Source organism: Pyxidicoccus trucidator (genome assembly GCF_010894435.1).
GTDB lineage: Bacteria > Myxococcota > Myxococcia > Myxococcales > Myxococcaceae > Myxococcus > Myxococcus trucidator.
Window position 1 is genome coordinate 98,565 of record NZ_JAAIXZ010000018.1, and the last position, 19,016, is coordinate 117,580.

General features: G+C 69.7%; 16 protein-coding genes. 8 read left to right on the forward strand and 8 right to left on the reverse strand.

The annotated features are described in order from the left end of the window. Positions 1–160: 160 nt before the first annotated feature. The 4 genes from G4D85_RS37465 to G4D85_RS37475 form a co-directional block, all read right to left on the reverse strand. Positions 161–1,420 carry a serine/threonine-protein kinase gene (locus G4D85_RS37465; RefSeq protein ID WP_164018910.1) on the reverse strand — a complete coding sequence of 420 codons (1,260 nt, stop codon included), beginning with the start codon at positions 1,418–1,420 and terminating at the stop codon, positions 161–163. Positions 1,421–1,497: 77 nt separating this feature from the next. After that, positions 1,498–3,210 (reverse strand): sodium:solute symporter family protein, encoded by a 1,713-nt coding sequence (locus tag G4D85_RS37470; protein ID WP_164018911.1) that lies wholly within the window; start codon positions 3,208–3,210, stop codon positions 1,498–1,500. After that, a complete protein-coding gene (locus G4D85_RS49020; protein WP_205525875.1) occupies positions 3,207–3,371 on the reverse strand; it encodes a hypothetical protein in 165 nt (54 codons plus the stop codon). The genes G4D85_RS37470 and G4D85_RS49020 overlap by 4 nt, the downstream gene beginning before the upstream one ends. Continuing rightward, positions 3,368–5,854, reverse strand: coding sequence for a PIG-L family deacetylase (locus tag G4D85_RS37475; protein ID WP_164018912.1), 2,487 nt, complete (start codon positions 5,852–5,854; stop codon positions 3,368–3,370). Before G4D85_RS37475 ends, G4D85_RS49020 begins: the two co-directional genes overlap by 4 nt. A gap of 142 nt (positions 5,855–5,996) precedes the next feature. On the opposite strand from G4D85_RS37475, the gene bshC reads away from it, so the two are divergent. Genes bshC through bshA form a run of 3 tightly spaced genes read left to right on the forward strand, consistent with a single transcriptional unit; the run spans position 5,997 to position 9,576 of the window. Further along, positions 5,997–7,622, forward strand: a complete 1,626-nt coding sequence (bshC, locus tag G4D85_RS37480; protein ID WP_164018913.1) for a bacillithiol biosynthesis cysteine-adding enzyme BshC — start codon at positions 5,997–5,999, stop codon at positions 7,620–7,622. Next, complete coding sequence (gene bshB1, locus G4D85_RS37485; protein WP_164018914.1) at positions 7,619–8,416, forward strand: bacillithiol biosynthesis deacetylase BshB1; 798 nt, start codon at positions 7,619–7,621, stop codon at positions 8,414–8,416. The genes bshC and bshB1 overlap by 4 nt, the downstream gene beginning before the upstream one ends. Then, positions 8,413–9,576 (forward strand): N-acetyl-alpha-D-glucosaminyl L-malate synthase BshA, encoded by a 1,164-nt coding sequence (gene bshA, locus G4D85_RS37490; RefSeq protein ID WP_164018915.1) that lies wholly within the window; start codon positions 8,413–8,415, stop codon positions 9,574–9,576. Before bshB1 ends, bshA begins: the two co-directional genes overlap by 4 nt. A 37-nt stretch (positions 9,577–9,613) precedes the next feature. Here bshA and G4D85_RS37495 read toward each other — a convergent pair whose 3' ends face one another. After that, a complete protein-coding gene (locus G4D85_RS37495) occupies positions 9,614–10,459 on the reverse strand; it encodes a DUF2911 domain-containing protein (protein WP_205525876.1) in 846 nt (281 codons plus the stop codon). A 122-nt stretch (positions 10,460–10,581) separates the two neighbouring features. Then, positions 10,582–10,782, reverse strand: a complete 201-nt coding sequence (locus tag G4D85_RS37500; RefSeq protein WP_164018916.1) for a hypothetical protein — start codon at positions 10,780–10,782, stop codon at positions 10,582–10,584. A 182-nt stretch (positions 10,783–10,964) separates the two neighbouring features. On the opposite strand from G4D85_RS37500, the gene G4D85_RS37505 reads away from it, so the two are divergent. Then, a complete protein-coding gene (locus tag G4D85_RS37505; protein ID WP_164018917.1) occupies positions 10,965–12,260 on the forward strand; it encodes an AAA family ATPase in 1,296 nt (431 codons plus the stop codon). 12 nt (positions 12,261–12,272) lie between these two features. Here the strand turns inward: G4D85_RS37505 and G4D85_RS37510 are convergent, their stop codons facing one another. Then, positions 12,273–13,226 (reverse strand): hypothetical protein, encoded by a 954-nt coding sequence (locus G4D85_RS37510; protein WP_164018918.1) that lies wholly within the window; start codon positions 13,224–13,226, stop codon positions 12,273–12,275. Positions 13,227–13,498: 272 nt separating this feature from the next. Between G4D85_RS37510 and sitA5 the strand changes: the two genes are divergently transcribed. The 3 genes from sitA5 (at position 13,499) to G4D85_RS37525 (ending at position 17,172) form a co-directional block, all read left to right on the forward strand. Then, positions 13,499–14,875 carry a SitA5 family polymorphic toxin gene (gene sitA5, locus G4D85_RS37515; protein WP_164018919.1) on the forward strand — a complete coding sequence of 459 codons (1,377 nt, stop codon included), beginning with the start codon at positions 13,499–13,501 and terminating at the stop codon, positions 14,873–14,875. A gap of 11 nt (positions 14,876–14,886) precedes the next feature. After that, the gene (locus G4D85_RS37520) at positions 14,887–15,609 is read left to right on the forward strand and encodes an immunity 52 family protein (RefSeq protein WP_164018920.1); all 723 of its coding nucleotides are present in this window, start codon (positions 14,887–14,889) and stop codon (positions 15,607–15,609) included. A 219-nt stretch (positions 15,610–15,828) separates the two neighbouring features. Next, on the forward strand, positions 15,829–17,172 hold the full coding sequence (locus tag G4D85_RS37525) for a thioredoxin family protein (protein WP_164018921.1): 1,344 nt from the start codon (positions 15,829–15,831) through the stop codon (positions 17,170–17,172). A gap of 112 nt (positions 17,173–17,284) precedes the next feature. Here G4D85_RS37525 and G4D85_RS37530 read toward each other — a convergent pair whose 3' ends face one another. After that, the gene (locus G4D85_RS37530; RefSeq protein WP_164018922.1) at positions 17,285–17,734 is read right to left on the reverse strand and encodes a hypothetical protein; all 450 of its coding nucleotides are present in this window, start codon (positions 17,732–17,734) and stop codon (positions 17,285–17,287) included. A 315-nt stretch (positions 17,735–18,049) separates the two neighbouring features. Between G4D85_RS37530 and G4D85_RS37535 the strand changes: the two genes are divergently transcribed. Continuing rightward, on the forward strand, positions 18,050–18,943 hold the full coding sequence (locus G4D85_RS37535) for an RNA polymerase factor sigma-32 (RefSeq protein WP_164018923.1): 894 nt from the start codon (positions 18,050–18,052) through the stop codon (positions 18,941–18,943). The last annotated feature ends 73 nt before the right edge of the window (positions 18,944–19,016 follow it).

A 19,016-nucleotide genomic window follows, 5' to 3' on the forward strand; every position in this document is an offset into this window, starting at 1 on the left:
GCCTGCCCGGCGAAGAGCAAGCAGGGGGCCAGCTACCCACGATGAAAGCACGACTCGGGCCAGGGATTGAAACGAGGGGCCGTGGGTGGCCAGCCACGGCCCCGTGTGCACCGCGAGCCACGCCGCCGCGAGCCACCGTGGCTGGCTGGCCGCTTGCTCGCTAGCGGGAGCCGGACGAGGTGGACGAGCCCGGCCACGCGGTGCGGAATTGCCGGTGCGAGCCATTCCCCGAGGGAGGCGCGGGCGTTGACGGAGGGGGTGCGGGCTGGACGGGAGCGAAGCTGTCCGGCGGGTCGTGCATCACCACCTCGGAGCGCGTCCCCAGCAGTCCGCTCGCCAAGAGCGCCCCCACGAGCAGCCCGCCCACGGACACGCCCGCGAGCGCCCACCGGAGCATGCGCCGCTTCGAGAGGGCCGGGGCCTCCTCGGCAACGCCCTGCCCCGCCGCCACGACCTCCGCCGGGACCTCCCGGGCCTCGGCCCCTGGAGCCTCGGGACGAGCAGACTCCACGGCCAGGACTGGCGAAGGGACTGGAACCCGGGCCGTACGCAGGGCCGCGAGTGCCTCCGCCGCGGAGCCGAACCGCTCCGAGCGCCTCGGTGCCAGCAACCGCCGGAGGAAGGCCCGGAACGGCTCGGAGCCCTGGACGTACTTCTCGAAGGACAGCGCCATCCCCTCGTCGAGCAGGTCCGCGGGCATCCGACCCGTGTGCGCATGGACCAGCGTGGCGCCCAGCGCATAGAGGTCGCTGGAGGGCTCCACCGTCCCACCGAGCTGCTCCGGCGGCATGTACCCGAAGGTGCCCACCAACGTGGAACCGTGCGTCACGTCCCGGGCCAGGTGCCGGGCCGCGCCGAAGTCCACCAGCGCCGCGCGCCCGTCCGGGCGGAGGATGAGGTTGGCGGGCTTCACGTCCCGGTGGATGAGCGCGGGCGTGCGCTGATGCAGGGCCTGGAGCGTCTGGAGCACCTGCTCCGCCAGCGTCCACGCCTCATCCTCGTCCAGGCGCTGCCGCTCAATCCGCTGGAGGAGCGACTCGCCCTCCAGGAACTCCTGCGCGAGGTAGAGCCGCGTGCCCACCCCGCTGCCCTCCTTGAAGCTCGCGACGAAGCGGGGAATGTCCGGGTGGCTCAGCGAGCGCAGCACGGCGGCCTCGCGCTCGAAGGCCTCCAATTGCTCCACGCCCGGGACCAGCGCGAAGAGCAGCTCCTTCAGCGCCACCCTCCTGCCTGCCGGGTCCACCGCGAGGTACACGCGGCCATGCACGGACTGGGAGATGACCCGCTGGACGCGGTAGCCCCCGGGGGCCGAGGCGGCCCCACAGTGCCCACACCGCGAGGCGTCCAGGGCGGCGTCGCACACCACGCACGCCGGCCCCGTGCCCTCACGCTGCCCCATCACAGGCTGGATGCGCTCCATGCTGCACCTCCCAGGTGGGTCTCAGTCTACGGACCCGCCTCGGAGGATGCGAACCCCGGGCCAACAGGCCCGGAGCCTCACGCGCCAGTGGCCGGTAGCGGCTCCGGCTGCCGGGGCAGCACGGCCTGGAACACCAGCCCCAGCACCACCACCAACGTGCACCCGATGACGTTGAACCACAGGTAGCCGATGTCGCTCATCAGGAAGAGGCCAATCACCGTCGCCTGCGAGATGACGGCCGCGATGAAGACGGCATGCCCGCGCACGCGCTTGAAGAAGAAGGCCACCAGGAAGATGCCCAGCACCGTCCCGTAGAAGATGGACCCGAGGATGTTCACCGCCTGGATGAGGTTGTCGAGCAGCGACGCGAAGGTCGCGAAGCTCACGGCCACCAGTCCCCAGAACACGGTGAACAGCTTGGACGCCACCAGCACGTTCTGGTCCGACGCGTCCCGGCGGAAGACGCGCCGGTAGAAGTCCACCGTCGTCGTCGAGCCCAGGGCGTTCAGCTCACTGGCGATGGAGCTCATCGCCGCTGACAGGATGACGGCGATGAGGAGCCCGAACAGCCCGCTCGGCAGCCAGCGCTTCACGAAGGTGATGAAGATGTAGTCGGAGTCTTTGGTCTCCACGCCCGGCAGCGCGCGCGTCACCACGGCCTTGGCTTCCTTCCGGATGTCACCGGCCGCCTTCGCCGAGCCACGCAGCGACTCCCGCGCGGTGGACTCCGCCGAGGCATCTCCGGAGTCGACGGCAGCGAGGTAGCGCTCCACCTCCTCGCGCTTGCCCGTCTGCACCTGCTCCCACTTCGCCTCGAGCGCGGCGTACTCGCCCGCCTGCGCGGTGCCCTGCACGCGCGCGCGGAGCGGCTCGTTGAACAGCAGGGGCGGCGTGCTGAACTGGTAGAAGACGAAGACGAGGATTCCGACGAACAGGATGAGGAACTGCATCGGAATCTTCAGCACGCCGTTGAAGAGCAGCCCCAGCCGGCTCTCGGTGATGGAGCGCCCCGTCAGGTAGCGGCCCACCTGCGACTGGTCCGTGCCGAAGTACGACAGCGACAGGAAGAGGCCCCCGGTGATGCCGGACCAGAAGTTGTACCGGTCCTGCACGTCCAGGTCGAAGCTCACCACGTTCATCCGGCCGAAGGCGCCCGCGACATCCACCGCCTTGCCGAACGAGATGTGCTCCGGCAGGCGCCACACGATGACGACGGCGGCCACCACCATGCCGCCCATCATCACTATCATCTGCTGCTTCTGCGTCTGGCTCACGGCCTTGGAGCCACCCGCCACCGTGTAGAGGATGACCACGGCGCCCATGACCACCACGGTGGGCTCCAGCGGCCAGCCGAGGATGGAGGAGAGGATGATGGCGGGTGCGTAGATGGTGATGCCGGCCGCCAGGCCGCGCTGGATGAGGAACAGGAACGCGCCCAGCAGCCGCGTCTTCAGGTCGAAGCGTGACTCCAGGTACTCGTACGCGGTGATGACGTTCAGCCGGTAGTAGATGGGGACGAAGACCGCGCTGATGATGATCATCGCGATGGGCAGTCCAAAGTAGAACTGCACGAAGCGCATCCCGTCCTCGTAGGCCTGCCCGGGGACGGAGAGGAACGTAATCGCGCTGGCCTGCGTGGCCATGACGGACAGGCCGATGGTGGGCCACTTCAGCTCGCGGGCGCCCCGCATGTACTCCTCGGAGGACGCCGCCTTGCGGTTCTTCCAGATGCCCCAGCCGACGATGAACGCCGTCGTCCCGATGAGGACCAGCCAGTCGAGCAGTGTCACGAGTACGCCTTGGTGAGCGCCCAGAACAGGGCAACGAACAGGACGAAGGTGCCGAGCACCACGAGGTAGATGTTGCGCCACGAGCCGAGCAGCGGCGGCGCGTCATCCATCTCGGGCCGGGGCGCGGGGGACTTCAGCGGAGGGGAACCGGGTGAGCTCATTGCGCGAGGATGTTCGCCAGGAGGCGGTAGGCGCCGGGAACGCCGGCGGGGAGCTGACGGAAGAAGGCCAGCCCCGTGTAGACGAAGGTGCCCTTGCCATGGCGGGTGACGAGCAGCCCTCCCTGGAGCGGCGCCTCCCCCGCGTCATTCATGGCGAACACGGGCCGGTAGTGCGGGTCCCACTTGGAGGCGAAGTAGAGGCCGCGCTCCTGCACCCAGCCCTCGAAGTCCGCTGCGGACAGCACGTTGGGGGCGCGCAGTAGCGGCTCGTTGGGAGTCATGGGCGTCATCGCCGCCGTCTCGTCCGTCACGCGCTCCCGGCCAATCTCCAGCGGGTACGGGCCGACGAAGGTGGTGAGCGGCCCCACGCGGCTGTTGGTGTTGTACTGGACCACCAGCCGGCCGCCGCCCTCCACGTACTTCAGCAGCCGCTCGCGGTGCACGGCCAGGCGCGGGTTGGCGTTGAAGGCGCGCACGCCCACGAGGATGGCGTCGAAGCGCTCCAGCTTCTCTCCCGCGAGGCGCTCCTCGGGGAGCACCGTCACCTCGTAGCCCACCGCCGCCAGGCTCTCCGCCACGCGGTCGCCCGGCCCGGGGATGTAGCCCAGGCGCTTCACCTTCGTGGCCAGCGTGAAGGGCACCAGCGTCGCCTCGGACGGCTGGCGCACCGCCTGCGGGGGGATGTGCTCGTAGGACACCGTCCGGACGCGCCACGACTCGGTGCGCCCGCCGCTCTCCACGATGGCGCGCAGGCGCCCCTTCCCCGTGGCCCCCTTCGGAGGCGTCACCTTGAAGACCACGGTCCGCTCGTCACCGCGCGCGGCGAGCTGGAACGGCGCTTCCGCGGGCTCCACCTTCCACCCCTCGGGCACCTCCAGCCGGACCTTGCCGCTGGCCTCCGCCCGGCCCGCGGCCAGGACCACGGGGACGGACTGCGCCGCGCCATTGGGGAACATCAGCACGTCGCGCCCCAGCGTCGCGGTGACGGCGGGGACGATTTCGAGGGCACGGTACAGCTCGCCGCGCACCGGGTCCGTCCACACGTAGACCACCGGCCGCGTCACGCTGAAGCGCCGGCCGCTCGCCTCGTAGACGAACGTCACCGACAGGGCGGGCTCGCCCTCGGGCCGGCCGGTGAGCGCGCGGTCCGCGCCCTCCAGCGTGTAGAGGCCGCCCGTGACGGGCTTGCGCAGCCAGTACGGCGTGGAGATGACCGCGTCCTGCGGGAGGGCCAGCTTCCGGTTGAGCTTGAACGGCGCGTGTCCGGCCAGCTCCGTGCTGGCGGCCACGGACTCACCGCCCGGCAGCGTCACGCTCACCAACCGGAGCGCGGCGGGCGAGCGGTTCAGCGCCATCAGGTTCAGCTCCAGTTGCGTGCCCGGCACGGCCGTGGGCTCCGTCGCGCGAGCCTCCAGGAACAGGCCCGAGCACGCGGCCACGAGCGCCTCCGTCTCCCGCAGCTTGAGCGCCTTCCACGGGTTGTCTTCCGGCAGGGCGGACAGCGCCTCGTGGACGCGGACGAGCGCGGGCACGCTGCGGTGGGGCGCGCGTGCGTCAAAGCCCTTCTGCGCCTCGTCCACCGCGCGGGCCACGGCCTCCGTGCCGCCCCAGCGCTTCCACGTGAGGTCCAGCCCCTCGAATACGTCGCCCTTCGGGCGCGTCCCGGCCAGCGGCGTGAAGTACTCCAGCAGCGGTCCGCGCTCGGCCGGCACGCCGAAGCCCTGGCTCTTGTGCTGGCTGCGGCTCTCCGCCGAAATCTCCCCCCAGGAGCGCCCGAGCAGCGCGTCATACCCGCCCACGTCCACCTTCAGGAAGGCGGACATGTCCGCGTCGGGCTTCAGGTTCCAGGTGGCGGCGTTGTTCAGCAGCCGGTCCGCCTTCCAGGGCTTCACCTCCGAGAGCTGCTCGGGGAAGCGCTTCGGGTCGGCGGCGGCGGTGAAGGCCTCCTCGGCGAGGAGCGCGGACGCGGTGTGGTGGCCGTGGTTCGGCGGCCTCGTGGTGAAGCGGGTGACGATGACGTCCGGCCGGAAGCGGCGGATGGCGAGCACCACGTCCGCGAGCACCGCGTCATGGCCCCAGATGCGCAGCGCCTCGTCGGCGCTCTTCGTGTAGCCGAAGTCCCGAGCCCGGGTGAAGAGCTGCTCGGCCCCGTCCACGCGCCGCGCCGCGAGCAGCTCATACGTGCGGATGAGCCCGAGCAACTCGTCCTGCTCGGTGCCGATGAGGTTCTGTCCGCCGTCGCCGCGGGTGATGGAGAGGTAGCCCGCGCGCAGGCCGCGCTCGCCCACGAGCCACGCCAGGAAGCGCGTGTTCTCGTCATCGGGGTGGGCGGCCACGTAGAGCACGCTGCCCGTCACCCCGAGCCGCCGCAGGCCGGCCGCGATTTCCCCCGCGTGGGGTTGGCGGGGGGCCTGTGCGAAAGCCGTCGACCCGACTCCGAGACTCATGAGCAGCGCCATTCCAAAATTGAGCAGGTTCCGCATCCGGGCGGACCCTATAACAAGGCCTCCGTGCTCGCGCGCGCTGCATTCAAACGCGATGACGCGCTTGGCCAGGGAATAAGGACCGCGCGTGAATGTCCCTTCGCGTGCCCATCCACACCGGACCTGTTATCAACCCCGCCCCGTGACGTCCTCGTTCTCTGCCGCGTGGCTCCGCGGAGATGCGCGCGCGCTCTCCATCCTTCCTGACCGCTACCGCCACCCGGCCGCCCGCGCCGAGGCCGTGGCCGACGCCGCGTCGCGCACCGTGCTACCGGCGCTGCTCGACGTGCTCGTGGCCCGCAACGCGCGACTCGCGCCGAGTCCCGCTCGCGAGCGCAATCTGGACTTGCTCTCCAGACCCGGCACCGTGGCCGTCGTCACGGGGCAGCAGATGGGCCTGTTCCTCGGCCCGCTCTTCACCATCTACAAGGCCGCCGCCGCCATCCGCGCGGCCCGTGCGCTAACGGAGGAGACGGGCCGGCCCTGTGTCCCCGTCTTCTGGCTCCAGACGGAGGACCACGACCTGCCGGAGGTCGACCACTGCTTCATCCCGCGCCACACCGGCGGTCCCCTGAAGGTGGCGCTGGATTTGCCCGACGCGGCCGCCTCCCGGGCGCCCATCGCCCACCGCCGCCTCGGCTCGAGCGTCACCGCCGCCCTCGCCACGCTGCGCGCCGAGCTGGGCGCGGAGCCGCACGCAGCCGAGCACCTGGCCCTGCTGGAGCGCGCCTACCGCCCCGAGGCAACACTGGCGGAGGCGTTCACCGAGGTCCTCTCGGCCGTGTTCGCCGAGGAAGGGCTGGTGTTCCTCGACCCTCGTGACGCACGCCTCGCGCCGCTCGCCGCGCCCGTGCACCGCCGCGCCATCCAGGAGGCGGCAGCCATCTCCACCGCGCTCGCGGGCCGGGTTCAAGCGCTCTCCGACGCCGACTTCGCCGTCCAGGTCCACATCCGTCCCGGCTCGCCGCTCGGCTTCTTCTCACCAGACGGCGTCGAGGGCCCGCGCTACCGCCTGGACCCCTCCAGCCCCGGGACGTGGAGCCTCGTCGGCCACCCGGAGGGGCGCTCCGTCACGACGGCCGAGCTGCTCGGCTGGCTGGAGCGCGAGCCGCTCCGCTTCACCACCTCCGCCCTGCTGCGGCCCCTCCTGCAGGACACGTGGCTTCCCACGGCGGCCTACGTCGGCGGCCCCGGGGAGCTCGCCTACTTCGCGCAGCTCGCCCCGCTCTACGAGCAGGCGGGCCTGCCCATGCCGCTCGTCGTGCCACGCGCCCGGTTCCGGGTGCTGGATGACCGGGCCCGCAGGTGGCTCGGCAAGCTGGGCCTCCAGCCCGACGAGCTGAACACGCCGCGCGACGAGCTGCTCACCCGGCTGGCCGCCCGTGATGCCACCCAGCCCATGGAGCCTCCCGAAGCCCTGGAGGCCCGCCTCTTCGGCCACTTCGCTGCGGAGCTGGACCGACTGAATGACTCGCTGCTCCAGCTCGACCCGATGCTCCAGGATGCGCTCGAGCGCACCCGGGGCACCGTCCGCGTCGCCGTGTCCCGCCTCACGGGGCGGTATGGCCGCGCGCTCGTCCGGCGCGACGGCGTGACGGCGGAGCGGGTGGACCGCCTGCGCACGTACCTCACCCCGAATGACGAACCCCAGGAGCGGGTCCTCGGGCTGCCCTACTTCGCCAGCCGCCTCGGGACGCGCGCCTTCACGCAGCGGGTGCTCGACACCTGCGTCCCCTTCTCCGGCGCGCTCCAGGACCTGACGCCATGAGCGAGTCCTACGGCCTCGACGTCCTCGCCTTCGGCCCGCACCCCGACGACGTGGAGCTGTTCTGCGGCGGGCTCCTCGCGCGCATGGCGGGCCAGGGCTACCGCACCGGAATCGTGGACCTGACGCGCGGCGAGAAGAGCTCGCGCGGCACCCCGGAGACGCGGGCCCAGGAGACGGAAGCCGCCTCCCAGGCGCTGGGCCTGTCCCTGCGGGAGAACCTCGGCCTGCCCGACGGCTGGCTCAGCCCGTGGGCCGGCTTCGACGCGCCCGAGACGGAGCGCGCGCGCACCTCCGCCGTGGCCCGCGTGGTGGAGGTGCTCCGCCGCCTTCGTCCAGAGCTGGTCGTCGTCCCGTGGGAAGAGGAGCGCCACCCGGACCACGAGGCCGCCAGCGCGCTGGTGACACGCGCGCTGTTCTTCGCCGGAGTCCGCAAGTTCGAGGCGGAGCCGCCTGGAGCGCCCTTCACTCCGAGGCAGGTGCTCTACTACCCGCTGCGCCACCTCGCCGAGCCGAGCTTCGTCGTGGACGTGTCCTCGGTGTACGAGCGGAAGCGCGCGGCGGTGCGCTGCTACGCAAGCCAGGTGCAGCCCCGGCCGGACGCGCCACCCACGCTGGTGGGCTCCCCCTTGTCCCTCTCCTCGCTGGAGGCCCGGGACGCCTTCTACGGTGCGCAGGTGGGCGTGGCCCACGGCGAGCCTTATGTTGTCCGCGAGACGCTGGGGCTGGCGGACCCGGTGGACCACTTCCGCCGGAATAGCTTCGCGAAGCCCCTGTTCTTTCCCCATCGCCGATGACCGAGCCGCTCAACATCGCCATCACCTGCTTCCCCACCTTCGGTGGCAGCGGCATGGTCGCCACCGAGATTGGTCTGGCCATGGCGGACCGCGGGCACCGCGTCCACTTCATCGCCAAGGACCTGCCGGTGCGGCTGCACGGCATCAGCCGCAAGGTCTTCTTCCACGAGGTGACGGAGAGCGACTACCCGGCGCTCCAGCACTCCAGCACCTACCCCATCGCCCTGGCCTCCAAGATGATTGAGGTGGCCAGCTACGAGCGCCTGGACGTGCTGCACGTCCACTACGCGGTGCCCCACGCCACGGCCGCGTGGATGGCGCGCGAGGTGCTGGGGGACAAGGCGCCGCGAATCGTGACGACGCTGCACGGGACGGACACCACGCTGGTGGGCATCGACCCCAGCTACCTGCCGATTACGCGCTTCTCCATCCTGCGCAGCGACGCGGTGACGACGCCGTCCGACTTCCTCCGGCGCGCCACCTGGAAGGGCTTTGGCATTCCCGAGAGCTTCCCCATCGACGTCGTCTTCAACTTCGTGGACACGCAGCGCTACGCGCCCAACCGGGACCGCGCCTGCCTGCGCACGCTCTTCCCGGACCTGCGCGAGCCGGAGCCGGTGCTCATCCACGTCTCCAACTTCCGCGCGGTGAAGCGCATCACCGACGTGGTGGGCATCTTCACGGAGGTCCACCGCCAGCGACCCTGCCGGCTGGTGATGATTGGCGACGGCCCCGAGCGCTCCCCCGCCGAGCGCAAGCTCCGCGAGCTGGGCCTGGAGCACCGCGTCGCCTTCCTGGGCAAGCAGGACCGCTTCGAGGAACTGCTCGCCGCGGCGGACGTCTTCCTCCTCCCCAGCGAGCAGGAGAGCTTCGGCCTCGCCGCGCTGGAGGCGCTGAGCTGCGGCATCCCCGTGGTGGCGAGCGACATCGGCGGCATCCCCGAACTGGTCTCCCAGGGGGAGACGGGCTTCCTCGCGCCGGTGGGGAACATCGCCGCCATGGCCGGGCACGTGCTCACCCTGGTCCAGGACCCGGCCCGCTGGAAGGCCTTCTCACGCCGCGCGCGGGAGCAGGTGCTGGAGCGCTTCCAGCTCGGACCCGCCATCGACCGCTACGAGGCGCTCTACCGCCGGCTCGCGAAGGGGGCCCCTCAACGTTGAGGGGCTCCCGAGCACTCGCGGCTTCGCGGCGCGACGACTACTTGTTCTTCCAGTCCGCCAGGGCCTTGGAGACCTGGTCGCGGAAGAAGAAGTTCTTGTCCTTGTTGCCCAGGTCCCACGCAATCTGCGCGGCCTTGCGGGCCTCCGCGTAGTTGCCCATGCGCGCCAGGATGTCGGCGCGAATCCACTGGTTGAACCAGTTGGACTGGGTGGCGACGGACGCATCCGCCTCCTTCAGCGCGGCGGGGAGGTCTTTGGTGGCGTCGGCCAGGTAGCGGGCCGCGTTGGCGTGCATGCCCGCGGTGCGCTCCTGCATCTGCTGGATGCTCGCCTTCGCCTGCGCGGCGGTGTCCACCTTGATGGGCACGGACACGCGCAGCTTCTCCCACTCCAGGTCGAGCGACGTCGAGTCGTCGGTGGTGTTGGAGAAGAGGAACGTCAGCCGCTCGCGGTTGGGAATCTCGGTGGTGGTGGCGGTGGCGGTGGCCACGTCATTGGCGGCGGCGTACGGGGCGGGAGTCGCCCACAGCCCCAGCTCCTTGTTCAGCATCACCTTCCAGCCCTTCTGCGAAGGAACGCTGACGATGGAGTAGGTGCCGGCGGGGACGGGCTTGCCACCGAAGGTGACATCGCGGCTGAAGGTAATCTTCGTGGCCGCGTTGGCGCCCGTGCGCCACACCTTGTCGAAGGGGACCAGGTCCCCCCAGATCTTCCGGCCCTTCACGGCGGGGCTGGAGTACTCGATGGAAATCTCGGTAACGCCCACGTCCTGCGCCACCTTGGCGGCAGGGCTGGCGGCGGGGAGCTTGAGCTGGGCCGCCGCGGGCGTGGCCACCAGGGCCACGAGCGCGGACAGCAGACATCCGAGGGCAACGTTCTTCATCGTCCTCACTTCATCCTTTCTCAACCGGGTCGGTTGAAGAGCCGGCGGAGTGTATAGACGAGTCGTTGCCCCACCACACCTTTCACTTCGGCCCGCACCGCGTCATGGCACGGGCCGGTGCGTCACCAGCCCTTGACGCCGCCGCCGCCCGCCTGCGTGCCACCCGCGTCGGGAGCCCCGGCGTCCGGGGAGCCCGAGCCGCCCGTGCCTTCGGTCTCGCGGGAGCGGTCCTCCGCCGTGCGCTTGCCCTGGTCGCAGCCCGTGGCGCCTCCGACCAGCGCGCCGCCCATCACCAGCACCTGGAACAGCTTCCGGTAGTCCATGTCCTGCCTGAACCTTTCCGACGGCGGGTTCGGCCCGCGCGCCACCTGGGGAGGCACCACCCTACCCCGGTACGGTGCTCCCGGGTGTGCCCCCCGGTGCGGAAGCGTGGACGTGGACACTCAGGTGACGGAAGTGTTCCCCCCGTGGACCGGGCTGGCCATGCTGTGGGACGAGGAGAGCCATGAAGCTCACGAGGCTGGTCGTCCACCACTACCGCGGCGTCGCGCCCGGCACCGAGCTGGTGTTCAGCCCGTCGCTCAACCTGGTGCTCGGGGAGAACGGCACCGGGAGGACCACGCTGCTGGAGCTCATCTCCACCGTCGTCGGCTCGGACTTCTCCGGCCTCATCCATGAGACGTTCTCCCTCGAGTACGACCTGACCTTCCCGGGGATGAAGCTCCACGTCTTCGTCCGCAACGAGCAGACCGTCACCCCGCCGGAGCCGGACGAGCCTCCCCGCAAGGGCTCCGCGCTGCTGCCCCTGCGCACGCCTCAGACGGGAGCGTCGGGACTTCACCCTCGCATCGAGGTGGACCTGCGACTCACGTCTCCCCCGGCCCGGCTGCTGATGCGCGCTGACGAGGCGGGCATCGACTGCAAGCTGGACGGTGAGTCCGCGTGGTCTCGGACCATGGCCTGGTCGCTGCTGGACCGCTCGGTGTGGACGCTGCTCTTCATGACGGCGCAGTACATCGACAAGGACATGAAGGAGCGGCTCAAGGAGTTGCTGCGCCGCACCTTCCTGCTGGCGCCCCAGCGATTCGACGAGTCGCTCGGGATGTTCGAGCGCATCGGCGGCATCCGGTACGCCATGGAGGTGCGGGACGGGGAGGTGTTCCCGCTCGGGCTGATGGCGCTGCCCACGTGGATGCCGGCCTGGCTGCGGGAGCAGGTGGAGCGCGAGGCCCCGCCGGACGTGCTGGAGCTACGGCACGACGTGCTCGAACGGAGCTTCCTGGCGCGGTTCGTGGCCCTGGCGGGCTTCGCGTCCGGAACGTTCCGGGTGGAGGTGCAGGAGAAGCGCTCGTTCGAGAACGGCGGGCGCGTGGGCTTCGGTGGGTTCGGCTTCCACTTCACGCGAAGGGACGGCCAGGGGCTGTCGCACGCGGAGCTGGGCTTCGGCCAGAAGCGGCTGCTGTCCTTCCTCTACTACCTGGACGTGAACGAGGACTTCGCCATCACGGACGAGCTGGCCAACGGCCTGCACCCGCGCTGGGTGGAGGCCTGCATGCGGGAGCTGGGGACACGGCAGGTCTTCCTCACCAGCCAGAACCCGCTTCCCTTCGAGCACACGCTGTTCTCGTCAGCGGAAGAGCTGCGGTCCTCGCTCCTGCTGTGCGGCAAGGAGCCCCAGGAGGGCCAGGCTCGCATCGCCTGGTCCAATCCGTCCTGGTCGGCGGCCGGAGCGCTCTTCGATGCCTACCGGCTGGGCGCGCGTCCCCTGGGAGCGCTCCTGCGTGAGCAGGGCATGTGGTGAACCGGGAGCGCGTTAGAAGCGCCCCGCGCGGGCCTCGTCGAAGTCCACCCGGTGCTTCATGTAGAGGGTGTCCAGCATGTGGTTGCTGATGGGGTTGAGGTTGCCGTCGGTGAAGCGGTGCACCACGGCGCCCTTCCCCGCGTCCTTGATGAAGTCGAGCGGGTCGACGCTGCCGCCCAGGCCGGTGAGCGTGGGCACGGGGTCCGCGTTGTTGACGTAGTGGACGTAGTTGGGGCCGTCCGGGTAGCGGGTGGACGCGGCGCCGAAGGTCTCCACGTCGAGCTTGCTCATGAGCTTCTCGACCTGCCCCTTCGACATCCCGTCTTCGATGCGCAGCCGGCGCTCCACGTCGAACAGCGCCCGCGCGGTGATGAGACCGCCCTGGCTGTAGCCCATCAGGTGCACTTCGCGCCCGGCCTTCAGCTCGGAGTAGACGGTGTCCGCGAGCGTATCCACCGCGGGGTTGCGGCCCTTGTCCAGCTTGTCCGTCACGCACTGGGCCAGGTCGGCGACCAGCCCCTGGGTGGCGTTGTGGATGCCGACGACGCGAGCGTCGGCAGTCTCAGCGATGGCCTGCATCTCCTGAAGCTGCCCGGCCATGGGCGTCATGATGCCGTTGACGTAGAGGAGGGTCTTCGACGGGTTCGGATTGTCGAGCGGCGTGACGGCGGGGATGTCCTTGAGCGCGGTGCCGGGCGGGAAGGACTGGCCCTTGGCGCCGACGAACTTTCCATCGCTCATCCGGTCCGGCTTCGCGTCGCCCCCGAAGATGCGCTTCAGCTCGCTCAGGTGCGACGCCTCGAAGACATCCGCGCCCATCTTCACGAAGCGGGGGATGTCGGCCAGTCCCTGCTTCGCGGCATCCAGCACAGACCCGAGCGGGTTCTTCAGCGCCGTCGCGGAGCTACGAGCCGGGGTGGTGCTCGTGGGGACGGAGACACTACGGCTGCGGTCGATGGGGCTCATGGGGGGACCTCCGGCCCACGGGGGCGATGGGCTTGCCTACCATTGTCTACAAAGATGGGACGGAAGTTGCGCGCCCACGGGTGAAGCCACGGGCGCGCTCCTGGAGCGGGTCCTTGATGCCCCGGGCATGCGATTCCAGGCGTCTCCGAGCAGGTCGCGCCATGGCATACCGGTGCCCGTCCCTGTGTGCTGTCTCCGGAGGCGGAGTGCGCTCCTGGTAGCGTCTGTCGGAACACCCGGCGGTGAGGGGGCGCCAGAACCGGGGAGCATGGATGACCTTTCGTAAGGCCGTGTCGCTGTGGCTGGTGTTGCTCCTGACAAGCTGTGCGACGCCGCGCGTGGTGCGGTTGGAGACAGGCCAGGGCCACCCGCTCGAATACACCCCACCCTCCTCGGACCAATCCGTCCCGGTGGACGCGGCCGCGTTCGAGGAGGCACTGACGCAGCTGGTGCTGGAAGTGCCGCTGTCCATCCGCGCGCCTCAAGCCGGTGCACTGGTGCGTGCCACGTCCTCGGGCACCTGGGCCGCCGCGGACAGGGCGTGGCAACTGGCCCTGCGCAAGGACTACGGACGCTGGTGCCACGCCTTCGAGGCCCCGGGAGACTGCCTCTCGCTGCTGGAGGACGGCCTGGGACTCTCGCCCATGGACAAGCTGGCGATGGCCCTGGGCCTGTCGCTGGACCCCATGCACGAGAGCATCGCCGACGCGCTGGAGGACACCTTCAGCCCCACGCTCTTCAAGACGGTGGTGGTGTCCGCCCTGGTCTCCTGGGCGGTACTGGCGGCGAACCCGGAGCCCGTCTTCACCAAGGCGGCGGCGGTGCTTGCGGTGGTCATGGTGGCCTACCTGGGCGTCGACTCCTTCCTGGAGATGGTGCGGGCCTGCAGCGCGCTGAAGGAGGCCAGCGACAGGGCCACCACGTTCCAGGAGCTGAATGCGGCCGGTACGCGCTTCGGCGCGGTGATGGGAGTGGAGGGCGCCCGCGTCTTCGTGCTGGTAGCGACGATGCTGGTGAGCAGGGGCATCGCAGGGAGCGCTTCGCGGCTGGCGGCGCGGCTGCCCCAATTGCCACGCTTCTCGGAGGCGTCGGCGCTGGCGGCAAGGCAGGTGGGGTTGAGGCTGGAGGCCGCGGCGGAGGTGACGTCCGTGGCCGTGGTGGAAGGGCAGCTCGTCATTGCCCTCGCACCCCATGCCGTCGCCATGACGGCCATGGGGTCAGGTGGCGGGAGCGCCGGGGTGAAGGTCCTGCCGTCCGGTGGTCCCGGAGAATGGGTCCAGGTGAACGAGTCGATGTCCGAGAGCTCACGTGCCTTCCAGGAGAGGGCAACCGGAGTGCCCAGGGGCTGGGCTTACCGGGTGAAGGGCGGTGGTGAGGAAGCGGACTTCGATGGCTTCGATCCGAAGGACGTCGCTCTGCTGGAGGTCAAAGGGCCCAATCTGGCGAAGTTCTTCAATGGAGAACTGGATCCCCAGTGGTTCTTCCGGGGCGCGGACAAATTCATCCAGCAGGCAAATCGTCAGTATAGAGCCGCTCAGGGAAGGCGGGTCCGTTGGATCGTCGCAGAGAAAAAATTCGCGGATGCATTGCGCAAGCTGTTCGACAAAAACAACCTCGATAACGTCGAAATCAACCACCTTGCTCCCTGACCCTACGAAGAATGACCGAGACCTACTACTCAGCCTGTTACTGGCCAGCCCGCTACGAGCCCGTTGAATCATGCGCCCAGCGGGCAGAGGACTTCTTTCAGCGAATCGGACCGTTGGAGCCAACCTGGAACCGCTGGCACGAGACAGGAAGTTCCTTCGAGAAAGCCCGCAAGCGTCAGGTCCAGGTAGATGCGGCGGCTTTCGTGAAACGCTTCCAGAAGAAAGAAAACCGAATCGGTCATGATGGTTTTCAGTATTGGCTATGGGCGGGTGACCACCCGAAGGAAACATCAGCCGTCAATGGCGCTTGCGGCTCAGGGGACCCTTGGTCGAGGCCGGCTTGCGTGCTCAATTCCCCCAGCAGGGGAGCTGTCGCGGAACGTGTCCTCACCGCTCCCGTGCTGACCGAGGTGGTGCGGGCCATGGCCCTGGCCTGGGATCCTGAATGTGGAATTGCCACGTCCGACCTCCACCGGGACACCACGTGGCAGCGCCCCCCGGTCGGCACCTTCACCGGCTGGGTGATGTACTTCTCGCGCCAGCGCGGCACCGTGCCTCCACTCCCCGCCCCCGTCCGCATCGAACCCGTGGAGGACAAAGGCACCCTCATCCTCCTCACCCCCGAGCGCTTCACCGCTTCCAACCCGGAGCACGTCGCCCTCGCCGCACGCGTCCAGGAGCTGCTGGACCGGGCAGGCCTTCTGCGCCCGATGAATCAACCCGTGGCGAGATAGGGGGCAGGAAACGAACGTCTTCCCGTCCACTCCAGCGCACCGCCAGTCTCAGCGCCTCAGCACCTTGGCCCCGTGATTCCGGACGCCTCGCACCCGAGCAGGCCGCCCTGGATGGGAATGGGCGTCACGGCGGAGGAGGCGCCCTCTTGCGGATGAAGGGAACCTCTCGCGCCGTGGGATGTCTGAGGTGCCGCATCGCGGAATCCTCACGGAGTGGACATGCCATTGCGACACGCGGCCTGGCTCCTGCTGGCCATCTGGGGCTGTACGACGGGCAGCACCGCCACGAAGCGTCCCACCCACGAGGAGGCCGGGCTCGCCTTCATCGAGGACGACTATGGAGCCGCGCTCCGCCTGGCGCGCGCGCGGCACCTGCCCTTGTTCGTCGAGGCCTGGGCGCCCTGGTGCCAGTCCTGCCGCTCCATGCGCGCGACGGTGCTGACCGACCCGGCCCTCCATCCACGTGCCGACCGCTTCGTCTGGCTGGCCATCGACACGGACAAGCCCGGCAACGAGGCCTTCCTGCGGCGCTTCCCCGTGGACACCTGGCCGACGGTGCTCGTCCTCGACGCGGACAGGGAGACCGTGCTCGCGCGCTCGCTGGGCGCCGTGTCCGTCCCGCAGCTCCTCGGGTTCCTCGACGGGGCCGAGCGCGCCTTCCAGCAGGACCGCCGGGAGCGTCCAGTGGGCCTCGCCCGCGCGGATGCGCTCGCACACGCGGGCTCACACGGGGAGGCCATCACCTCCTATCAAGAGGCCCTCGCGAGGATGTCCCGGGAGGACCCGCTCCGCGCCGGCACGGTGGTGTCCCTGCTCAAGTCCCTCAACGCGTCGGGTGCCTCGGCTGAGTGTATGCGGCTGACGGCCCGGGAGCTGTCGTCCCTGCCTCGCGTGGATGACCGCGCGCGGCTGCTGTACATCGGCATCGGCTGTGCCCTGGACCTGGAGACGGAGGAGGCGGTGGCGCTGCGCACGACGATGGAGGAGGAGGCCATCCGTGGCATCCAGTCCCCGGCGGAGGCGCTGCTTCCCGCCCTGCGCTCCTCCCTCTACGAGGCCACCTTGGAAGTACGGCAGGCGGCGGATGACGAGGCGGGGACGCGAAGAGTCGCGGAGGAGTGGCTCGCCTTCCTGGAAGCGGACGCCAGGAACGCGCGCAGCGCCGAGGAGCGCTCCGCGCTCGACAACCACCGACTGAGGGTCGCCCTGCTCCTGGAGGAGCCCGGACGGGCCATCCCCGCGCTGGAGCAGAGCGAGCGTGAGCTGCCCGCCGACTACAACCCGCCCGCGCGGCTCGCCCTGCTGTACCTCATGTCCGGCCAGCTCGACCGGGCACTGGGGGCCAGCGACCGCGCCCTGGCGATTGCCTGGGGCTTCGGGCGGAGCATGGTCGTCGCGACCCACGCACGGATTCTCCTCGCGCGTGGCGAGCGCGCGAAGGCGGAGCAACTGCTGAAGGACACGCTCCACGAGCTGGAGCGCGCACCGGAAGGCCTGAACACGCCCAGACAGCAGCGGGTGCTGCGCGCGACGCTCGACCTTGTTCAGGCCAAGGGGAACTGAACCCACGGAACCGCCACGTCGAAGCCCACCTCCGCGACTGCGACGCGGACACCTGTTCAGGCCCCGGGTCCGAACCCGTGACGCCACCCTCCGTCCCGTCGGGGCTCCCGAGTCAGTGTGAGCCCGGAGACGGAGGCTCGCTCCGCTCCGGCGCGGAGACCTTCTGCTCCACCCGCTTGCGCATCAGGCGCTTCGTGGCGGTCTCCTCCTCCTCCGTCCGCTGGCGTCGGCGCGCGAGCCCCTGCGTCTCGTCCACGAACCAGAACATCACCCGGAAGAAGGCGGAGATGACGGTGATGAGCAGGGAGGACAGGAACCAGCTCAGCACCCACCCCGGCCAGCCCCCCACCACCACGTCGATGGCGTACGTGCCCGTCAGTGGCACCAGGACGAACGCGGCGTAGTGCGAGACGCAGTACGGGCACGACACCAGGTAGCCGAACCAGGCGTCCTTCCCGCCCAGCCGCTCACGCAGGGGGGCGAAGATGCGCTCCCTGGCGATGGTCTGCGACACCCCCATCACCACGGCGGAGACAGCGAAGAGCTGGAAGACATCCACCATGCTCCGAAGGTGGAGATGACGCGGCAGGTAAGAAGGAGCACACCCGTCCTCCGAGGGCTTGTCCGCCTGCTCGCCGTCCACGGGGCTGCCGGGGGCTGGCGGGCGTTGGCCGGTGAACGGTCGGAAAGAGGTTCGGAACCGGCCCCTGTAAAAGTTACCAACTACCGCCCCTAAGCACCCCGGAGCGTTTGTGCAAACCCCCGTATCCACTTGGAAACGCCGCTGATCGGCCGTGGCACACGCATTGCGATAGGCCAGTCCCGTCCGCAGTCGAGCGGTCCCCCAAGTTTCGATCTCTTTGCCCCGAGAGACACCATGCAGACCTCCAACTCCTTCTCCGCCTCCCCCGACTCGCTCTCCACCTACCTCTCGGAGATCAACCGCTACCCGCTGCTCACGCAGCCGCAGGAGCAGGAGCTGTCCCGCCGCTTTCGCGCGGGCGACCTGGCCGCGGGCCACCACCTCGTCACGGCCAACCTGCGCTTCGTGGTGAAGGTGGCCTACGAGTACCGCTCCTACGGCCTGAAGATGTCCGACCTCATCCAGGAGGCGAACATCGGCCTGATGAAGGCCGTGCAGAAGTTCGACCCGGACAAGGGCATCCGCCTCATCTCCTACGCGGTGTGGTGGATTCGCGCGTACATCCAGAACTGCATCCTCAAGAACTGGAGCCTGGTGAAGCTCGGCACGACGCAGGCGCAGCGCCGGCTGTTCTTCAGCCTGGCCCGCACCCGCCGCGAGCTGGAGAAGCTGGGCGCCGGCGAGGGCGGCCACATCGTCAACGCCGAGGAGATTGCCAAGAAGCTGAACGTGAAGGCCTCCGAGGTGCGCGAGATGGAGCAGCGCATGGGCGGCCGTGATTTGTCCCTCGACGCCCCCATGGGCGAGGACGGCGACGCCACGCACCTGGACTTTGTCGAGTCCGAGTCCGCCTCCGCGGTGGACGAGGTCGCCGACAAGCAGCAGGCGGACCTCACCCGCGAGCTGGTGCAGCGCGCCCTGCGCCGCCTGGACCCGCGCGAGCGCTTCATCATCGAGCAGCGCGTCATGGGCGACGCGGAGATGACCCTCAGCGAGCTGGGCGAGCACTTCGGCTTCTCCCGCGAGCGCGCCCGCCAGCTGGAGATTCGCGCCAAGGACAAGCTCAAGGCCGCGCTCGCGACGCTGATGGCCGAGGCCGGCGTGGACGAGGCCACCCTCGCCGCCTGAGTCACGACGACAACCCTCACGGGAGCGCACCGCTCCCGTGTCCGAGGTGAACCCGAGCCAGCGTGCCCACTCT

Coding starts and splice junctions, on each gene's coding strand:
- G4D85_RS37510 (WP_164018918.1), bottom strand. CDS start 13,226: ATGAGCCCCATCGACCGCAGCCGTAGTGTCTCCGTCCCCACGAGCACC.
- G4D85_RS37465 (WP_164018910.1), bottom strand. CDS start 1,420: ATGGAGCGCATCCAGCCTGTGATGGGGCAGCGTGAGGGCACGGGGCCG.
- G4D85_RS37500 (WP_164018916.1), bottom strand. CDS start 10,782: ATGGACTACCGGAAGCTGTTCCAGGTGCTGGTGATGGGCGGCGCGCTG.
- G4D85_RS37505 (WP_164018917.1), top strand. CDS start 10,965: ATGAAGCTCACGAGGCTGGTCGTCCACCACTACCGCGGCGTCGCGCCC.
- G4D85_RS37530 (WP_164018922.1), bottom strand. CDS start 17,734: ATGGTGGATGTCTTCCAGCTCTTCGCTGTCTCCGCCGTGGTGATGGGG.
- bshB1 (WP_164018914.1), top strand. CDS start 7,619: ATGAGCGAGTCCTACGGCCTCGACGTCCTCGCCTTCGGCCCGCACCCC.
- G4D85_RS37525 (WP_164018921.1), top strand. CDS start 15,829: ATGCCATTGCGACACGCGGCCTGGCTCCTGCTGGCCATCTGGGGCTGT.
- bshA (WP_164018915.1), top strand. CDS start 8,413: ATGACCGAGCCGCTCAACATCGCCATCACCTGCTTCCCCACCTTCGGT.
- G4D85_RS37495 (WP_205525876.1), bottom strand. CDS start 10,459: ATGAAGAACGTTGCCCTCGGATGTCTGCTGTCCGCGCTCGTGGCCCTG.
- G4D85_RS49020 (WP_205525875.1), bottom strand. CDS start 3,371: ATGAGCTCACCCGGTTCCCCTCCGCTGAAGTCCCCCGCGCCCCGGCCC.
- G4D85_RS37475 (WP_164018912.1), bottom strand. CDS start 5,854: ATGCGGAACCTGCTCAATTTTGGAATGGCGCTGCTCATGAGTCTCGGA.
- G4D85_RS37520 (WP_164018920.1), top strand. CDS start 14,887: ATGACCGAGACCTACTACTCAGCCTGTTACTGGCCAGCCCGCTACGAG.
- G4D85_RS37535 (WP_164018923.1), top strand. CDS start 18,050: ATGCAGACCTCCAACTCCTTCTCCGCCTCCCCCGACTCGCTCTCCACC.
- sitA5 (WP_164018919.1), top strand. CDS start 13,499: ATGACCTTTCGTAAGGCCGTGTCGCTGTGGCTGGTGTTGCTCCTGACA.